The organism is Pseudoalteromonas shioyasakiensis (genome assembly GCF_022398475.1).
In the GTDB taxonomy this organism is placed as follows: domain Bacteria; phylum Pseudomonadota; class Gammaproteobacteria; order Enterobacterales; family Alteromonadaceae; genus Pseudoalteromonas.
On sequence record NZ_JAKEVM010000094.1, the window covers coordinates 1 to 17,916 of the forward strand.

The 17,916-nt window shown below is 42.0% G+C and carries 18 protein-coding genes; 12 read left to right on the forward strand and 6 right to left on the reverse strand.

Going from position 1 to position 17,916, the window contains the following annotated elements:
- The first annotated feature begins 152 nt into the window (after positions 1-152).
- From ndk to L1D51_RS15040, 10 genes are all read left to right on the forward strand, one after another.
- Entirely contained in the window at positions 153-584 is a 432-nt protein-coding gene (gene ndk / locus L1D51_RS14995; RefSeq protein ID WP_036972405.1) for a nucleoside-diphosphate kinase, read from the forward strand.
- A gap of 170 nt (positions 585-754) precedes the next feature.
- Positions 755-1,885 carry a dual-specificity RNA methyltransferase RlmN gene (gene rlmN / locus L1D51_RS15000; protein WP_239964020.1) on the forward strand — a complete coding sequence of 377 codons (1,131 nt, stop codon included), beginning with the start codon at positions 755-757 and terminating at the stop codon, positions 1,883-1,885.
- Positions 1,886-1,999: 114 nt separating this feature from the next.
- Positions 2,000-3,811, forward strand: a complete 1,812-nt coding sequence (gene pilW, locus L1D51_RS15005) for a type IV pilus biogenesis/stability protein PilW (RefSeq protein ID WP_239964021.1) — start codon at positions 2,000-2,002, stop codon at positions 3,809-3,811.
- Positions 3,808-4,695, forward strand: coding sequence for a RodZ domain-containing protein (locus L1D51_RS15010; protein ID WP_239964022.1), 888 nt, complete (start codon positions 3,808-3,810; stop codon positions 4,693-4,695). The genes pilW and L1D51_RS15010 overlap by 4 nt, the downstream gene beginning before the upstream one ends.
- Before the next feature lie 5 nt (positions 4,696-4,700).
- A complete protein-coding gene (gene ispG / locus L1D51_RS15015; RefSeq protein ID WP_054553525.1) occupies positions 4,701-5,819 on the forward strand; it encodes a flavodoxin-dependent (E)-4-hydroxy-3-methylbut-2-enyl-diphosphate synthase in 1,119 nt (372 codons plus the stop codon).
- 133 nt (positions 5,820-5,952) lie between these two features.
- Entirely contained in the window at positions 5,953-7,227 is a 1,275-nt protein-coding gene (gene hisS / locus L1D51_RS15020; RefSeq protein ID WP_055022058.1) for a histidine--tRNA ligase, read from the forward strand.
- Positions 7,228-7,251: 24 nt separating this feature from the next.
- Positions 7,252-7,872, forward strand: a complete 621-nt coding sequence (locus tag L1D51_RS15025; RefSeq protein WP_239964023.1) for a YfgM family protein — start codon at positions 7,252-7,254, stop codon at positions 7,870-7,872.
- Positions 7,873-7,881: 9 nt separating this feature from the next.
- Entirely contained in the window at positions 7,882-9,060 is a 1,179-nt protein-coding gene (gene bamB, locus L1D51_RS15030; RefSeq protein ID WP_055022060.1) for an outer membrane protein assembly factor BamB, read from the forward strand.
- 75 nt (positions 9,061-9,135) lie between these two features.
- Entirely contained in the window at positions 9,136-10,605 is a 1,470-nt protein-coding gene (gene der, locus L1D51_RS15035; protein WP_054553521.1) for a ribosome biogenesis GTPase Der, read from the forward strand.
- Between the two features lie 115 nt (positions 10,606-10,720).
- Positions 10,721-11,101: a VOC family protein gene (locus tag L1D51_RS15040; RefSeq protein WP_054562634.1), complete on the forward strand. Its 381-nt coding sequence runs from the start codon at positions 10,721-10,723 to the stop codon at positions 11,099-11,101.
- Here L1D51_RS15040 and L1D51_RS15045 read toward each other — a convergent pair.
- Entirely contained in the window at positions 11,098-11,538 is a 441-nt protein-coding gene (locus L1D51_RS15045) for a MarR family winged helix-turn-helix transcriptional regulator (protein ID WP_239964024.1), read from the reverse strand. The two genes, L1D51_RS15040 and L1D51_RS15045, sit on opposite strands and share 4 nt — an antisense overlap.
- A 181-nt stretch (positions 11,539-11,719) precedes the next feature.
- On the opposite strand from L1D51_RS15045, the gene L1D51_RS15050 reads away from it, so the two are divergent.
- Positions 11,720-12,718: an NADP-dependent oxidoreductase gene (locus L1D51_RS15050; protein WP_239964025.1), complete on the forward strand. Its 999-nt coding sequence runs from the start codon at positions 11,720-11,722 to the stop codon at positions 12,716-12,718.
- Positions 12,719-12,766: 48 nt separating this feature from the next.
- On the opposite strand, the gene L1D51_RS15055 is transcribed toward L1D51_RS15050, so the two are convergent.
- From L1D51_RS15055 to L1D51_RS15070, 4 genes are all read right to left on the reverse strand, one after another.
- Positions 12,767-13,072 (reverse strand): hypothetical protein, encoded by a 306-nt coding sequence (locus L1D51_RS15055; RefSeq protein WP_239964026.1) that lies wholly within the window; start codon positions 13,070-13,072, stop codon positions 12,767-12,769.
- A 75-nt stretch (positions 13,073-13,147) separates the two neighbouring features.
- On the reverse strand, positions 13,148-13,543 hold the full coding sequence (locus tag L1D51_RS15060; RefSeq protein ID WP_239964027.1) for a DUF805 domain-containing protein: 396 nt from the start codon (positions 13,541-13,543) through the stop codon (positions 13,148-13,150).
- Complete coding sequence (locus L1D51_RS15065; protein WP_239964028.1) at positions 13,536-14,051, reverse strand: TFIIB-type zinc ribbon-containing protein; 516 nt, start codon at positions 14,049-14,051, stop codon at positions 13,536-13,538. The genes L1D51_RS15060 and L1D51_RS15065 overlap by 8 nt, the downstream gene beginning before the upstream one ends.
- A 20-nt stretch (positions 14,052-14,071) precedes the next feature.
- A complete protein-coding gene (locus tag L1D51_RS15070; RefSeq protein WP_239964029.1) occupies positions 14,072-14,659 on the reverse strand; it encodes a DUF4202 domain-containing protein in 588 nt (195 codons plus the stop codon).
- Between the two features lie 255 nt (positions 14,660-14,914).
- Between L1D51_RS15070 and L1D51_RS15075 the strand changes: the two genes are divergently transcribed.
- Entirely contained in the window at positions 14,915-17,344 is a 2,430-nt protein-coding gene (locus L1D51_RS15075) for a bifunctional diguanylate cyclase/phosphodiesterase (RefSeq protein ID WP_239964030.1), read from the forward strand.
- Here the strand turns inward: L1D51_RS15075 and L1D51_RS15080 are convergent.
- Complete coding sequence (locus tag L1D51_RS15080) at positions 17,319-17,783, reverse strand: TlpA family protein disulfide reductase (protein ID WP_054563289.1); 465 nt, start codon at positions 17,781-17,783, stop codon at positions 17,319-17,321. The genes L1D51_RS15075 and L1D51_RS15080 overlap by 26 nt on opposite strands.
- Between the last annotated feature and the right edge of the window lie 133 nt (positions 17,784-17,916).

The window sequence follows — 17,916 nt, forward strand, 5'->3', positions numbered from 1 at the left end:
CACTTTATACCCGCGTTGCTATACATGGTTAGGGTTCATGAAAATGCCATCAAATGACTATTTAATTAAATTAGGAATTTTCACGTAAAGCGCGTATAATTCGCGCCCGTTAATATTTAACCTTTTAAATTTAAAATTATTGGAGCATAAAGATGGCTTTAGAGCGTACTTTTTCAATCGTAAAACCTGATGCAGTTGCTAAAAACCACATCGGTGCTATCTACAACCGTTTCGAAACTGCGGGTCTTAAAATCGTTGCAGCTAAAATGGTTCACCTTTCAAAAGAAAAAGCTGAAGGTTTCTACGCTGAGCACAGCGAGCGTCCTTTCTTCGGTGCTTTAGTTGAGTTCATGACATCTGGTCCAGTAATGGTTACTGTTCTTGAAGGTGAGAACGCAGTACTTAAAAACCGTGAAATCATGGGTGCTACTAACCCTGCTGAAGCACTAGCTGGTACTTTACGTGCTGACTACGCAGACAGCATCGACGAAAATGCTGTTCACGGTTCTGACGCTGTTGAATCAGCTGCACGTGAAATCGCATACTTCTTCGCTGACGAAGAAATCTGCCCACGTACTCGTTAATTTCGAGTTCACAGCTAAGTCTGTGATGCAGAAGAAAAAGGGCTTTCGGGCCCTTTTTTAGTCATTAGCTAAGCTTATTGTAAATATGTTTAGCTAATGACTAAGTCGATTAAATAATGTACAATCGCGCACCCAAACTACTTACCACCGTCACTGATTGAGGTTGTTTCATGACCACTGAAAAAAAGATTAACTTATTAGATTTAAACCGAGATGCAATGCGTGAGCTTTTTGTATCATTCGGTGAAAAGCCATTCCGTGGCGATCAGGTGATGAAATGGATTTATCATTTTGGCGTAGACAATTTTGACGACATGACAAACGTCAACAAAAAGCTAAAAGAAAAACTAAAAGCTGAATGTGAAATTGTTGCTCCTGAAATCTCAGTTAGACAACAGGCAAGTGATGGCACCATCAAATACGCCCTGATGCTACAAGGTGGCCAAGAAGTAGAAGCTGTTTGGATCCCAGAAAAAGACCGTGCAACATTATGTGTTTCATCACAAGTAGGTTGTGCCCTTGAGTGTACTTTCTGCTCAACAGCACAACAAGGCTTTAACCGTAACTTATCTGTATCTGAGATCATCGGTCAGGTATGGCGTGTTGCAAAAGACATTGGTTTAAACGGCGATAGCACTAAGCGACCAGTTACTAACGTGGTAATGATGGGCATGGGTGAGCCATTACTCAACCTTAAAAATGTAGTACCAGCAATGGAACTTATGATGGACGACTGGGGTTTTGGTTTATCAAAGCGTCGCGTTACTTTAAGTACCTCTGGTGTGGTGCCTGCTCTTGATTTATTAAAAGAGAAAATTGACGTAGCGCTGGCTATTTCACTTCACGCGCCAAACAATGAACTACGTGATGTACTGGTACCAATTAATAAAAAGTACCCTATCGAAGAGTTCTTAGCGGCGTGTCGTCGTTATATTGATGGCTCTAAAGCAAACAAAGATGTGACTATCGAATACGTGATGCTACAAGGTGTAAACGACAGCACAGATCAAGCACACGAATTGGTTAAAACATTAAAAGGAACACCTTCAAAAGTGAACCTAATTCCGTTTAACCCATTCCCAGGTAATGAATATGGCCGTTCGAGCAACAGCCGCATCGACCGCTTCTCTAAAGTATTACAAGCAGCGGGAATTACCTGTATTGTTCGCCGTACCCGTGGTGATGATATTGACGCAGCTTGTGGGCAATTAGTGGGTGATGTTGTAGACCGAACTAAACGTTTAGCGAAAAAGAAAATGCGCGAAGATAACGCTATTGCGGTAAATGTTCACCAAGCATAAGCGTAATTTCTAAAGATAAGCCTTTGTGACAAACTCGTTATTTTTAAAATAATAGATGCAACACAAAGGCTTTTCGGTAAGATAGGCATACGGAATCAAAGAAGAGATTAGGTAATGCGTTCTATACTTGCCATTACTGTTGGTGCATTCGCATTAACAGGGTGTGTTACAGAAAACAGCTACGAAGGTAGCGACAGACCCGTTGTTGAAAAACAGGTTAATAATACCGGTGCTGCCCGTACTCGTATCGCCCTTGCGTTACAGTACTTAAAAACGGGCAACAACTCGCAAGCAAAATATAATTTAGAACGCGCCGCAGATTTTGCACCTGACCTCCCAGAAGTTCACTACTCTTTAGCTTATTACTATCAACAAGTTGATGAACCTGAGCTAGCCGATAAAGCCTATCAACGCGCACTAAAAATCGCCCCTAATGATCCGAACACCTTAAATAACTATGGTGTCTTTTTGTGTGGCATTGGCGAATATGATCGCGCTGCAGAAGAACTTCTTAAAGCGATTGCTGTTCCTAGCTATATCCGTGTAGCTGAAAGTTACGAAAACTTAGCCTTATGTGCGATTGAATTTGATGATTTTGAAAACGCAGAAAAATATCTAAAATCTGCGCTAAACCACAGCTCGCAGCGTCCATCATCAATGATTAGTCTTGCTGGTTTATATTACGCAAAAAGCGATCTTCACAAAGCTGAAGATATCATTGAAAGATACGAATCGTTAGGCCGCGTAACCCCCCGCGCACTCATGCTCAGCTACTTAATTCAGCAACGGATGGGCCATATTGAAAAAGCCGAAACAACGGCAGGTATCATTTTACAAACCTACCCAGGTTCGAGCGAAGCAAAAGCAATTACTACAGGGCGAACTAAACGCTCAGAATTTGAAGTTCTACGTGAAAAATACCGTCAAGCGCAGCTTGAAGAACTGAAAATCTCAAGCGATAACAGCACGGTTAGCAAAGATCAGCCAAAAATTCGCATCGTGAAAAGAAAAGCGCCTGCTAAACAAGCTGTTGTTGCACAGGCGCCAGTGGCTGCTACCGGGCAAAGCCTTGTAAAGACCACAAATGTTCCAACAACTAATGAACAAACTTCTCTAGTTGAGCAGCCAACTGTAAACAAAACTCAACCCGAGCCACAAACTGTAGCGCAAAGTAATAAGCAGGTGCCTACTGAGGTAAACTCAGACAGCGAAGAAAAGCCCGTAACAGAGACACTCGCCTCTTCTCAAACAGTCAATACAACGCCAGAGACAATCACACAGCAAACTGACGAAGGTTTCCAAACGGTTAGCTCTCGAAAAGTTGAACAGGCTGCTGTTATTGCAAAGCAACAAACAAGTACGCAAAGCAATGATGAAGTGACCATAGTGTCATTTGGTGCACCGCAAACGCCAAGCGTTCAACAACAAACGCCAGCAAACTCGCAAAATACCAAAAATGATGCCAGCACTGTGGTGTTTTACGAAGCAGAAAAAGACGAAAACGTATTTAGTGGCAGTCAAACAACGACGTCAACCGCCAATAGCACTGACTTTAGCGTGACAAACGAGCCGCTTAACTTACCCATGCTGAACGCAAATGTACCGGCGCTGAATATCCCGTATCATATTATTGAAAATGGTGAAAACCTCTTTAGCATTTCGGTGCGATACAATGTTAAACTACAGAAGATTTTGCTGTGGAATGGCTTAAAAGAATCGGATCGTGTACAAAACGGTACTCGCATTTATTTGAACGATCCGAACATTTATCACGACATCAATGATGGCGACACACTCTTTAGCATAGCCACACAGCATAGCGTATTGATCGATCAGTTAATGCGCTGGAACAAATTGAGCCCAGATGTCGCCCTAGAACCTGGGCATAGACTCTTATTGGTAGATCCAGACTCATACGCATTATGAATGAAGAAAACAATTTAGAACAACCACAAGAAACGCTCGGCCAAGCGCTAAAAAAGCGCCGCGAAGACGCAGGAATGAGCCTTGAGCAACTTGCTGGTGCATTAAAGTTATCAGTTTTACAGTTACAACGACTAGAAAACGACGAGCACGAACTACTAGGCCCTGCGACCTTCGTAAAAGGTTATATCAGAAGCTATTGCCGTGAGCTTAGAATCGATAGCCAAGCCATGCTTGAATTACTGCCAGAGCACGTTGAGCCTGAGAAAAAGTCAAAAATGCAGAGCTTTTCTCGCCGCACAGAAAAAGAAGCACATGACAGCCGTTTAATGCTGTTTAGCTACTTTATCTTAGCGGTGATCATTGGTTCGTCTGTGTTTTGGTGGTGGCAAAATAGCAACCAGAATATCGAAGAGCCGGTCACGACTGCGATGCCAAATCAGCTCGAAAGCAGTGATATTTCACCCGACTTAGCTGTAGAAGCACCAGCTGAAGAAACCATTCAACCACTCGCTGAAGGCGAGCAAGAAATCGTTCAGCCTGAAGCTGATGCGCCAACGACCAGCAACGAAGCACAAAATCAAGCTGCATCACAAAACCAACCTGCTGCTCAGCCAAAAACTGAAAAGGCTGATCCTGAGCATAGCGAAGTGGTGATGCACTTCAATGAAGATAGCTGGGTAGAAATTCACGATGGCAACGGCGATCGAATTGCTTTTGGTGTTAAAAAAGCAGGTTACATTATGACAGTAACCGGCCCACAGCCGTTTAATGTAGTATTAGGCAAGCACCAAGTAGTCGATATTACTTTTCAAGGTCAAGCCGTCGATACCTCACATTTTGCCAAAAATCGCTTAGCTAAATTTACTTTACCGTTATCAGAGTAACCGCAATGTTTTCAGAATCTCCTATTAAACGCAGAAAATCGACCCGTATTAACGTAGGTAACGTGCCAATTGGTGATGGTGCGCCAATTGCCGTTCAGTCGATGACTAACACCAACACCCTAGATATCGATGCAACGGTTGCACAAATTCAAGCTATTCAAGATGCCGGCGCCGATATTGTGCGTGTGTCTGTACCAACCATGGAAGCAGCTGAAGCATTTAAAAGCATTAAAGAACAAGTCACTATCCCGCTGGTAACAGATATTCACTTTGATTACCGTATTGCATTAAAAGTGGCTCAGTATGGTGCGGATTGTTTACGTATAAACCCAGGTAACATTGGTAGCGAAGAGCGTATTCGTGCCGTTGTAGACTCTGCACGTGAGCATAACATCCCTATTCGTATTGGTGTTAATGGCGGCTCATTAGAGCGCGACTTACAAGAAAAATACGGTGAACCAACGCCAGAAGCTTTACTTGAATCAGCTATGCGCCATGTTGAGATCTTACAACGTTTAGACTTTGACCAATTCAAAGTATCCGTTAAAGCGTCAGATGTATTTTTAGCGGTCGGTGCATATCGATTACTTGCGAAAGAAATCGACCAGCCACTGCATTTAGGTATTACCGAAGCAGGCGGTATGCGCTCAGGTTCGGTTAAATCGGCTGTTGGTTTAGGTATGCTACTTGCCGAAGGCATTGGTGACACATTACGCGTATCACTTGCTGCCGATCCGGTACAAGAGATCAAAGTGGGTTTTGATATTTTAAAATCATTACGCATTCGCTCACGCGGTATTAACTTTATTGCCTGCCCGAGCTGCTCACGCCAAGAGTTTGATGTGGTAAGCACCATGAACCAACTTGAAGAGCGCCTTGAAGACGTGGTTGAACCTATGTCAGTGTCGGTGATTGGTTGTGTGGTAAATGGTCCTGGCGAAGCGCTGGTTAGTGATATCGGCCTTGCTGGTGCCAACCGTCGCTCTGGCTTATACATCAATGGTGAGCGCCAAAAAGCACGTATCGATAACGATAACATTGTCGACCAACTTGAAGGCTATGTGCGCGACTTTATCGCTAAAAAAGAGAAAGAAACGCCAATCGACATCAAAATCGTTGAATAATTCGCATATACTCGGCAAACCCTTGGGTTTGCCGTTTACCTTTACCGCTTAGACGGTATAATGACGGGTCAATTTTTTAGTTTTTCTTGAGGCGCGATTTTTTCAGCGCAAGTACAGTATTTAGGATTTATCAGTGGCAAAACAAATTCAGGCAGTTCGTGGTATGAACGATTGTCTGCCAGGCGATACGCAAATTTGGCAGAAAGTAGAAGACATTTTACGTGAAACAGTTTCATCGTTTGGTTATCAAGAAATTCGTTTTCCAATTGTTGAATCAACCGACCTATTCAAGCGCTCTATCGGTGAAGTAACCGATATCGTCGAAAAAGAAATGTACACCTTTGCAGACCGTAATGGCGATAACTTAACACTTCGCCCTGAAGGTACGGCAGTATGTGTGCGTGCAGGTAATCAAAACGGTTTACTGTATAACCAAGAACAACGTTTATGGTACATGGGCCCGATGTTCCGTCACGAGCGTCCACAAAAAGGTCGTTACCGTCAATTCCACCAATTTGGTTTAGAAACATTCGGCATTGCCACTGCCGATATTGATGCAGAAGTTATTTTGCTGACAGCCCAATTATGGAAAGAGTTTGGTATCAATGAACACGTTCGTCTTGAGCTTAACTCACTGGGTTCAAATGAAGCGCGTGCAGACTACCGTGATGCACTTGTTGCTTACTTAGAGCAACACGTCGATGTACTTGATGAAGACTCTAAGCGTCGTATGCACACCAACCCTTTACGTGTGTTAGATAGCAAAAACCCTGATGTACAAGCTATTTTAACTGATGCGCCTAAACTATCTGAGCACTTAGACGCTGAATCAAAAGAACATTTTGAAAATTTATGTGAACGTTTAGACGCTGCAGGCGTCGAATACACGGTAAATGAAAAGCTTGTACGTGGCCTTGACTATTATAACCGCACTGTTTTTGAGTGGGTAACCGATAGCCTAGGCGCACAAGGAACCGTTTGTGCCGGTGGTCGTTACGATGGTCTAGTTGAACAACTAGGCGGTAAAGCAACACCAGCGGTAGGTTTTGCAATGGGTCTTGAGCGTTTAGTGTTATTACTTCAAGCACTCGAAAGTGTAGGTGACATCCGCCGTAGTGCTGATGTATATTTGGCAGCCATGGGCGATAAAGCCAGCATTCAAGCGCCTATCATTGCCGCTCAATTACGTAAAGATGTTGCAGGTCTACGTGTTATGGTGCACGCAGGCGGTGGCAACTTTAAAAAGCAATTAAAACGCGCAGATAAAAGCGATGCTCTAGTCGCAGTTATTATCGGCGAAGATGAATTAGAACAAGGCGTTGTGACTATTAAGTACTTACGTGAGCGTAAAGAACAAGTCACCTTAAAACTAGAAGAAGCGAAAACGCTACTAGCTGAGCTTATTTAAGCCCAGCTAGCAACAGAGGTAAGCATGGAAATTTATTCAACAGAAGAACAACAAGAAGAAGCGATCAAACGCTTTTTCCGTGAAAATGGTTTAGCACTTGCAATTGGTATTGTTGCAGGTTTAGGTGGTTTATATGGTTGGAAAGCTTATAACCAAAGCCAAATCACCACAGCTGAGAAAGCATCAGACTCTTTCACACAACTTGTTGAAAGCGGTGCCGTGCTAGAAAAAGCGGATACGTTTATTAAAGACAATGGCGAGTCAAGCTACAGCACGCTAACAGCATTTGTAGCAGCGAAAGAAGCCGTTGAAAAGAATGACCTTGATGCAGCAAGCGAAAAGCTTAACTGGATCATCACCAACGAACAAAACCCTGAGCTTAAAGCAACGGCAACAACGCGCCTTGCTCGTGTTCACCTTGCACAAAAGCAATATGAGCAAGCGCTAACAACGCTAAACGCCCAGCTTCCAGCATCATTTGCTGCTGCAGTCGCTGAATTAAAAGGCGATGTTTATGCTGCACAAGGCGACAAAGACCAAGCTCGCAGCCAATACCAAGCTGCTGCTGATAATGGCGGCCTTGAAAACAATCCGTTATTACAAATTAAACTTGATGACTTAGCACAAACTAGCCCAGCGGCGTAAGGGGTTAAGATGAAGAAGTTAACAGCGGCAACACTTGCTCTGTGTATCGCAACCCTGACTGGGTGTTCGTCAAGTGATGACGAAGAAGAACTGGTACTGCCTGAAATTGTTAATCAATTTGAGACAGAAGTGGTTTGGCAAGAATCAATCGGTGATGGTGTTCAGCACTATTTCTCGCGCTTAACACCGGCTATTCATAACGATGTTGTGTATGTAGCAAACCGCGAAGGTGAAGTTGAAGCCCTATCGCTTGAAAATGGCGATACGCTATGGCAAACCGATGTGCGTGAAAACCCAGCCTTCTGGCCTTGGGAAACCACAGAAAGTGCCAAGCTATCGGGCGGTATTTTACAAGCTTACGGAAAAATTTTCGTTGGTTCTGAGCATGGTTACTTAACTGCTCTTGACCGTGAAACAGGTGAAATCGTTTGGCGTAAAACGATGCCAGGCGAAGTACTTTCTAAACCAGCTGCAGGCGACGGCCTAATTTTTGTAAACCTAGGCTCAGGTAAATTATTAGCTGTACACCCAGATACAGGTGAAGAGCGTTGGAGCTTTGAACAAGAAGTGCCACCACTAACGTTACGTGGTCAAAGTTCACCAACTGTAGCCAACGGTGGTGTATTACTAGGCCTTGAAACAGGTAAATTAAGCGTATTAATTTCTGAAAATGGTTACTCTGCGTGGAGTGCTGAAATTGCTTCTCCAAAAGGTGCGTCTGAGTTTGAACGTTTGGTTGATGTAGATACACAAGCATTAATTAGCGGTCCATATGCTTATGCAATCGCCTATAATGGTAACTTAGCAGCCGTTGATATTCGTTCTGGTAATGTTGTTTGGAAACGTGAGTACAGCAGCTACCGTGATTTATCGATGGATAGCCAGTCTATCTATGTTGTTGATAGCGATGGTGTTGTTTACGGTCTAGATAAAACATCAGGTATTGAGCGTTGGAGCCAACCGGCATTACGCGGCTGGTACTTAACAGGCCCTACCGTGGCTGGTAAATATTTAGCATTAGGTGACCAAGAAGGTAACCTACACTGGTTAGACAAAGAAACGGGCGAGCTTGTATCGCGCGAAGACTTTGACAGCTCAGGTTTCTTTATTGAGCCAGTTGTTGCCGGTGACAAGTTAATTTTATACACCCGAGATGGTGAAGTTAGCGCGGTTAAAATTCCAAACTAACTTACTAATAGTAAACGTTATTTTTCTAAGGCTTCGCTTGGCGAAGCCTTTTGTTGTTTTTTTAAGAGGTAGTTTATGCTTCCCGTGATCGCTCTTGTTGGGCGACCCAATGTGGGCAAATCCACATTATTTAACCGTTTAACACGTACTCGTGACGCCCTCGTAGCCGACTTTCCAGGCTTAACACGAGATAGAAAATATGGCCAAGCTGATTACGATGGCTATGAATTTATCGTGGTAGACACGGGTGGTATTGACGGTTCTGAGCAAGGTATCGAAACTGAAATGGCTGAGCAATCGCTACTAGCGATTGAAGAAGCCGATATCGTGCTATTTTTAGTTGATGCCCGCGCAGGTATGACCGCCGCAGACCAAGCGATTGCTAACCACCTTCGTAAACAACAAAAGAAATGTTTTGTTGTGGCAAACAAAGTTGATGGCATTGATGCAGATTCATACTGTGCTGAGTTCTACCAGTTAAGCTTAGGTGACGTGCATCACATTGCTGCGGCGCATGGCCGTGGTATCACGCAATTACTTGAAACAACCTTACAGCCAGTTATTGCAGAACTTGCAGGCGAAGCTGAAGAGCTTGAAGAAAGTGATGACGAACTGGTTGATCTTTACAGCGAAGATGAAGAAGGCGAAGACAACCAACAAGCTTTTGCTGACAAACCAGTAAAGCTTGCTATTATCGGTCGCCCTAACGTTGGTAAGTCAACACTTACAAACCGTATCTTAGGTGAAGAACGTGTAATCGTTTACGATATGCCGGGTACAACCCGTGACTCTATCTACATTCCAATGACACGTAACGACAAAGAGTACATTCTTATTGATACTGCGGGTGTTCGTAAGCGTAAGAAAGTAAGCGATGTTGTAGAAAAATTCTCTGTGATCAAAACCCTTAAAGCGATTGAAGACGCTAACGTGGTATTGCTTGTGGTTGATGCGCGCGAAGGTATTTCTGATCAAGATTTAAGCTTACTAGGTTTTGCCTTAAACGCAGGTCGTTCATTGGTTGTTGCTGTTAACAAATGGGACGGCCTTGACGATTACGTTAAAGAACGTATTAAGTCAGAGCTTGACCGTCGTTTAGGTTTCATCGATTTCGCACGTTTACACTTTATCTCTGCTTTACATGGCACAGGTGTGGGTCATTTATTTGAGTCGGTAGATGAAGCATACGAGTCAGCAACTAAGCGTATCAGCACAGCGATGCTGCGTCGTATCATGGATATGGCACAAGCTGATCACCAACCGCCACTTGTTCGTGGTCGTCGTGTAAAACTTAAATATGCTCACGCAGGTGGTTATAACCCACCACGTATCGTGATCCACGGTAACCAAGTTCATGACTTACCAGATAGCTACAAACGCTACCTAATGAACTACTACCGTAAAGCATTAGGTATTATGGGTACGCCAATCAAAATTGAATTTAGAGAAGGCGATAACCCATACGCGGGTCGCACTAATAAAGTGACTTTATCGCAAAAACGTAAAATTCGTGCATTTGCGAAAGAAAACCGCAACAAGTCGTAGCTACTACAGCTAAGCTTTAAGTATTAAAAAAACCTTGTGAGTATGACTTACAAGGTTTTTTTATTGCTAAAACTATGCTTTATTTAATAAACGAACAATAAATAGAGCAGCATAAATGGTATTTTTAAGTCAGGTTATTTACGTCGATAACGTAGAAGAAGTACTCGACTTTTACTATCAAGCATTTGGTTTAAATACCAACCATATCAGTGACGATGCCGAGTACGGTGAACTTGTTACAGGGTCTGTAAAACTTGCTTTTGCGACCCACCCGCATGCGCAGTCATATTTTAAGCAAGGGTATATTCGTGCCCACCCTAAGCAACCTGCACTAGGCTTTGAGCTAAGGTTTAGCTGCCATAATTTAGTCGAAAGTTACGATAAAGCTGTACTTGCTGGTGCTGAGCCATTATGCCCGCCAACTAAAAAAGACGCCCAGCATTATGCGTATGTTCGTGCTATTGAAGGCACTTTAGTGTGTTTAGTAGAAGATTAGCTTTTTGTAAGGTCCGTTTTTGTTAGGTCAGTATGCAGCTCAAGGGTTAACTCGCGTAATAACTCGATTCGCTCCACACTCATATTTGAGCGTGCCATTAACTTCGCCGTTAATTCTTCAGCATCAACTTTAAGTTGCATGCCCTGCTCTGTTAACGAAATTACTTTTTTACGCTCATCTTCATTTGATACCTGACGAGTCAATAAACCTTTGCTTTCTAGGCGCTTAACTATTGGTGTTAAGGTGCCTGAATCAAGGTGCGTGTCATGAGAAAGCGCTTTTAAGCTCACTTGGTTATTATACCAAAGAGAATGCATCACAATATATTGCGGATAGGTTAAGTCATAAGCTTCGAGGATTGGTCGAAACGCTCTGATCAACGCATTTGTTGCACTGTATAAAGTGAAACATACATTGTCTGATAACTTGTTGCTCATGCTGCTACCCTAAACTGAAATACTGCCGTATTATTGCCTTAATTTAGTTTGCGCGCAAATTATTTTCCGACGATCTATTGCCTTTTATAGTAAAGATCATTAAATTGTTCGCAAATAGTTTGCGCACAAATGTTTTGTGCAATTCATTAATTGATTCTAATCTAGCAGATTCGAGGTTTATATGGCGACAAGTCAACAAATTCATTTAGTTTCACGCCCAACGGGTGTACCAACACAGGCTAATTTTGCGCAGGTAGACGTAACACTTCCTGATTTGAACGACGGCGAAGTGTTAATTAAAAATACCTGGATGTCAGTTGACCCTTATATGCGCCCGCGCATGATTGATCGTAAATCATATATCGCGCCATTTAACTTAAACGAAGTGATGGAAGCCGGTGCTATCGGCGAAGTGATTGAATCACGTAATGATGACTTTCCTGTAGGGAGCAAAGTAAGTCATATTAGCGGCTGGCGTACCATGCACATTAGCGATGGCAGCGACTTAACGTTACTGCCAAACGTACCATTACCAGACCAACTGTTTTTAAGTACTATGGGCATGACTGGGTTAACTGCATGGGCAGGTTTAACAAAGGTAATTAGCCTAAAAGAAACCGATACCGTGTTTGTTTCAGCTGCATCAGGCGCTGTAGGTAGCGTTGTTTGCCAAATTGCTAAGCTAAAAGGCTGTAAAGTGATTGCTTCGGTTGGCTCTGACGAAAAAGCACAAATGGTTAAAGCGTTGGGTGTTGATGCAGTAATTAATTACAAAACGGTAGCAAACCTAACAAAAGCCCTTGAACAAGCGGCACCAAAAGGCATTGATGTGTACTTTGAAAACGTAGGTGGCGATCACCTTGAAGCAGCACTCAATGTAATGAACGATTACGGCCGTATTCCTGTATGTGGCATGATCTCAGGTTACAATAATGACACTGCACAGCCAGGGCCAAGCAACCTCTTTTATATCAACTCGAAAAAGCTCACCATGCAAGGCTTTATTGTGATTGATTACTTTGATCAGTTCCCTGAGTTTATTGAGCAAATGGGCGCGTGGATCGGCGAAGGTAAAATTAAATCTGAAGAAACGGTTTACCATGGCATCGAAAATGCCGTTGATGCATTTCTTGGCCTGTTCGAAGGTAAAAATAAAGGAAAAATGCTGGTTAAACTTTAACACTTAATAACTAATAAAGCCTGTATCTTAGTTGGTACAGGCTTCTTTTTAAGCAAGTTTAAAAAATACGATTGCCGATACCAGCACCAACCCCACATAGGAAAGAAACAAAATCCCAGCTTGGCGATGTTTTTTTGCATTCGCTCGCACAGTTTCGTTCTCTGTGGAATTTAAAAGTGCTAAACCCTTTTTAGATACAAACACCATAGGTACTTTTAAAAATCGCGGTGCACCTAGTTGTTGCCACAGTTCCGGCTCTAAAGTTTTAACCGATTGATAGTATTTATATTCAGCGCTCGCAGCATAAAGCATTAACAGCGACCACACTGAAACCAATATTATTGTTATTAGCATACGTTACCTGATCAATTTATTTAGTTAGGTTTAAAGTGTATGCCATCAAACAAAATTCACAACCCGCTAATTTACTTACTCTGCCCTGTACAGCGAACTACCATATTGATTCCTGAGCAAATGACCTTTGCTTAACCCTGCTTCAAATAATGTCATAATTAAACCAACAAAAGGTACAAACCAAATTAGGCAATTCCAGCCTGACTTTCCAATATCGTGCCAGCGTTTGACTTGAGAAGCCATTAGTGGCCATTGAAATAAAATAAATATGCCAATAAAAAAGAACATATCAACTACAGCAATAGTTTGAACCACAAAATAAAACCCATGCACAAACCAAAACTGTTTTCTATTCAAACGCCCATGAAAAGAAAACAACACATCAAAAAGCTCTAAATCTCTAGGTTTCGAAAGATAGACAGATCCGCGAGTAAGTTCAGCGTCAGGTGTTTTATATAAACTATCAGTCATTCAAAATCGATAAATACGCAAGTTCTGCTAGTTTCTCTAATGATGACGTTGCATTAGACTCAGGCTTTTCAGCATGAACAGAATAACGCCTTTTCGGGATCTTAACTTGAATAAAACCATGATTATTGGCCATATCAATACGCAGCATTTCACGCTCTTTTGGCGTTAAATGATTTTCATGGATCTTTTCAAGCTCACCATGATCAAGCCAAATAGCCGCACAATTTGGACATTCATCTATTTCAACCACTTTTAGTGGCGTAAAAAAGCGTCGCATCATCACCACGTCAGGGCAATTCGGGCAATTAATTCGCTTTGCTAAATCAACACATTCTGTTGGCAGGGTTTGTAAATGAGCCACCAGCACTTGCGCGGGTTTTAAACTTGGATCGCTAAAGTGAAATATTTGTCGGTTATCAAAAAATACGCCACCAGATTTTGATAAATACACGTTAACGTCGCCAATGCTCACTGCTTCAAGGGCTGTTTTAGTACGCGGGCAAAACATAGACCATCCTTGTTTTATAATTAATTTAGCGCTTTTATTATTAACGGTTTAAGCGGCTCAGGTAAGCTGATGTTACCAGCTAATACAAAGTCATGTGCTTCATTTGACATTTTTTGCCATGTTTTACGAATAATACCCAGCCATTTTTGTTCATCGTAATCAGGCTTACTACTTGCAAAATCAAGCATGTAATGCTCAATAAACACAAGGCTTGCAATGTCTTCAATCAATTGGCTATCAGGGTTTCGTTTTATGTTCTTTTTAGCAACGGCTGCGTATACGCGCTCACATTCTTCCGGTGCGTAACCCGCCGTTTTCATAAGGGCTGTTACACGCTCGGCATGAAAATCATATAAAGCCGTACGCCATTGATAATAACCTTGCTTACCCATAGGAAAATCACTGCGAGGAGAGCGCCAACGCTCAATATGTTGGCCTCGCGCAGCAATATGCATCAACTCATCGGCTTGTGGGTTGAAGCGGTTTAGCATATCGGTCATACGCATTGCATATAAAGACTCTTTTGCTAGCTCTTGATCATCTTGTTTTACACGATTTGGGTCGACAGCATTCGCTGCATCTATCGCTTTTATAACGGCTTGGTACATAGTGTTTAATCTTACTTGTGCTTGCAATTCATTGTATTTAGGTACAATTATTTTTTTAACTTGCTAAAAATTCAACTAAAATTCTAGATATTTGCTAGACAACCAGCTAACCCTAAACTAGTATTTTTAAAAGCAAGCTTAGTACTTAAATACCCACTTAATTTAGAGACGCCATTGCGTAATATTACATATTTTTCGTTGTTATTTACTTCTTTTTTTCTCAGTTTCTGTTTATTTTCGGCGATCGCACTAAAAGTGTTTTACGATAGACAAGAAATGCATGAAATTGAGCAAAATGCAGCACTTAACAGTTACAGCAGTAACCTTGAAAAAGCACTTGATAGCGCACTCCTTGGTCCTTACCTTGTTCGCGCCGCGATGCGTGACTTTACATACACACAAACTGAATTCGAAACCCTTGCCACTGAGATATTAACTCATAGTGATGGTAGCCAAACTATTCAACTTGCACCAAAAGGGGTTATTCAATACAGCTACCCGCTAACCAGTCACGAGAGTGTGATTGGTGTCGACTTATTCAAGATGCAAAGTATTGAAAAGTCATTACAAACAGCCATTGATACTCAAAAAATGCAAATCGATGGACCTAAAGAGTTGGCTCAAGGTGGTCAAGGCTTAGTCGCTCGATTACCAATTTTTGATCAAAATGAGTTTTGGGGGTTTGCAATCGCGGTGCTGCGTTTTCCAGAATTTATAGCAAATTTGAGCCCTGAGACTACTTCACACCCTCACCTCTATGAGGTTTGGCAAAAAACAGCGAATAGCTACGCGCCGCTTTTAAATAACAACGGTTTTGAGCAAAGCCACTGGTCAACTTACAACCTCGATGTTGAAAATCAACATTGGGTTGTGGGTATTAAAGACGAGTTTGCTTATCGAGCGCATGTTGAATTTTTAGTATTACTACTCATAGCTCTGCTACTTTCATCGGTTAGCTGCTATTTGATTACGATTACTTTTCGGTTACGTGAGCATGAGCAAAACCTCGAAAAACTTGTGCAAAAGCAAACCTTAGAGCTGTCTGAACAGGCATTTGAATTAAAACAAGCTCAGTCACTCAGTGGCGTAGGCAGTTGGCATCTGTCGCCTGATAAAAGCATTAGGCAATTATCATCACAAGCTAAATCGCTATTCAAAGAACAAAGCAAAGCGCAATCAATTACTGATGTCTGTAAAAAAATCGATAGCTTTTATAAAAATTCGTTTTTAAATTTTATTCATACTAAGCCTAGTAGCCCAACTGAAATTGAATACACGATTAAACTCAATGGAGAAAAACGCTGGTTTCATGAACACGCTGAATGGAACCCTAAAACCAACACCTTGGTTGGTACGATTAAAGACATCAGTGCTGAAAAACAACGCCAACATGAGCTTTACCAGCAAGCACATTTTGACTCGGTCACCGGCCTTGCCAATCGCCATTACAGTGAAAAATATATCGCTAGTTTATGCCCTGAAGACCAATACAGTAGCGGCCTTACTTTATTGTGTGCCGAGATCAAAGGCTATCGTCAATTAGAAGATATTTACGGTCAAGATTACTTAAATGAACTACAGACAACGATAGCTAACCGGCTAATTGAATTTTCTGACTTACATCAAGCGTTTTGCGCTCATATAAAACCTGGCTGTTTTTTAATATTACTAAAAGAAGCCATTTTTGATGAAAAACTCGCCGCCCTATTAGATAGATTACAGCATCAGGTCGGCGGTATTATTGAAACCGCTGGTAGCGCTCATTTTTACCACTTATACATTGGCGTGGGCTATCCGCATTTACAAAACATCGATGCGGCTGAGCAAATCAACACAGCCCTCATTGCGATGAATGAATGCCCTCGCACACAAAAACCGTTCACAGTTTATAGCCAATCTCTAAAAGATAAGCTTATTGCACAAAGTAACCTCGAAAGTGATCTACGCCATGCGCTTGCGGCCAACGAACAGCTAAGTATGGTGTATCAGCCAATTGTAAACACTCTAGATGGTACACTGATTGGCTGTGAAGCTCTGGTTCGTTGGCAACACCCTGTTCGAGGCTTTGTGTCACCGGTGGAGTTTATTGCCATCGCTGAGCAATCAGAGCTCATTAATTTATTATCACGTTGGATTGTTGCTAAGGTTGCTGAAGATTGCCACCGCATGGTTGATAACAATATTCGTATTAAAGTGTCGATCAACCTGTCGCGTAAGCAGTTCTCTGATGTGCATTTAGTTAAACGACTCAGTAAAGAAAAAGCTAAGCTATTTCCGGCTAATCAAAAAATTAATCTTGAGATCACCGAATCCGCCCTATTTCAAAATACCCAGTACGCCATAAACCTAATGCATGAACTTAAATTAGCAGGTTTTAATTTATCACTTGATGACTTTGGAACGGGTTATTCATCACTTTCGTCAATTCAGCAGTTTCCGCTAGATAACGTTAAGATTGACCGTGCCTTTATTTGTAACTGCGTGGATAACCCACGAGATGGTTTATTTTTACAAACGATGAGTGATTTAGCCCATCAACTAGACTTAACGATTACTGCAGAAGGGGTCGAAAGCTCAGAGCAATGGCAGTTGGTGAGTGATAAAGGTATTGATTATATTCAAGGTTACTTAATATCAATGCCCTTATCTATTGATGATTTTATAGCGTTTGACCCGGTTGCGTAAGGTCCACTGCCAAGCTTTGTTTTGGCTTTTCGATCATACGGGAAAGCTCTTTTTCACCATCCAGGACTATAATGGTTGGCGTATACATTAAGTCATACTGTTTTGCTAACCCTGCAGGGTCTAGCTTGTCGTAGCCAACGGCCACTAGTTTAAGTGAGCCTAACTGCACCTTTGCAGTATCGAGAAGCTTCAAAAATCGAGGCACTTCACGTTTTGAGTCATGACACCAAGTGCCCAAGAACACCAAAACCTGCTTACCTTGCAGTGCTTTTATAGTGCTTAACTCTTCTTTGCTCGGTGAGTATTCATCGTACTCTTCACTAAACGCAGAGTAGTCTTTAAGTAAGTCATCACGACTTATCTCTCCACTGTATGGAGCGGTACCTGCAAATGTCAGGGCAGAGAATAACAAAGCGGCGATATAAATTAGTTTTTTCATTTTTTAGTTCTCAAGATATTTTCTTCACCTTAACCAATTTAGCAACAACACTCCAGCAGGCTTTGTGCAAAGAATCGTTATTTTTTGCAGGTTAAATTGGCATGTATAGTAAAAACAAACTACTATATTAGAT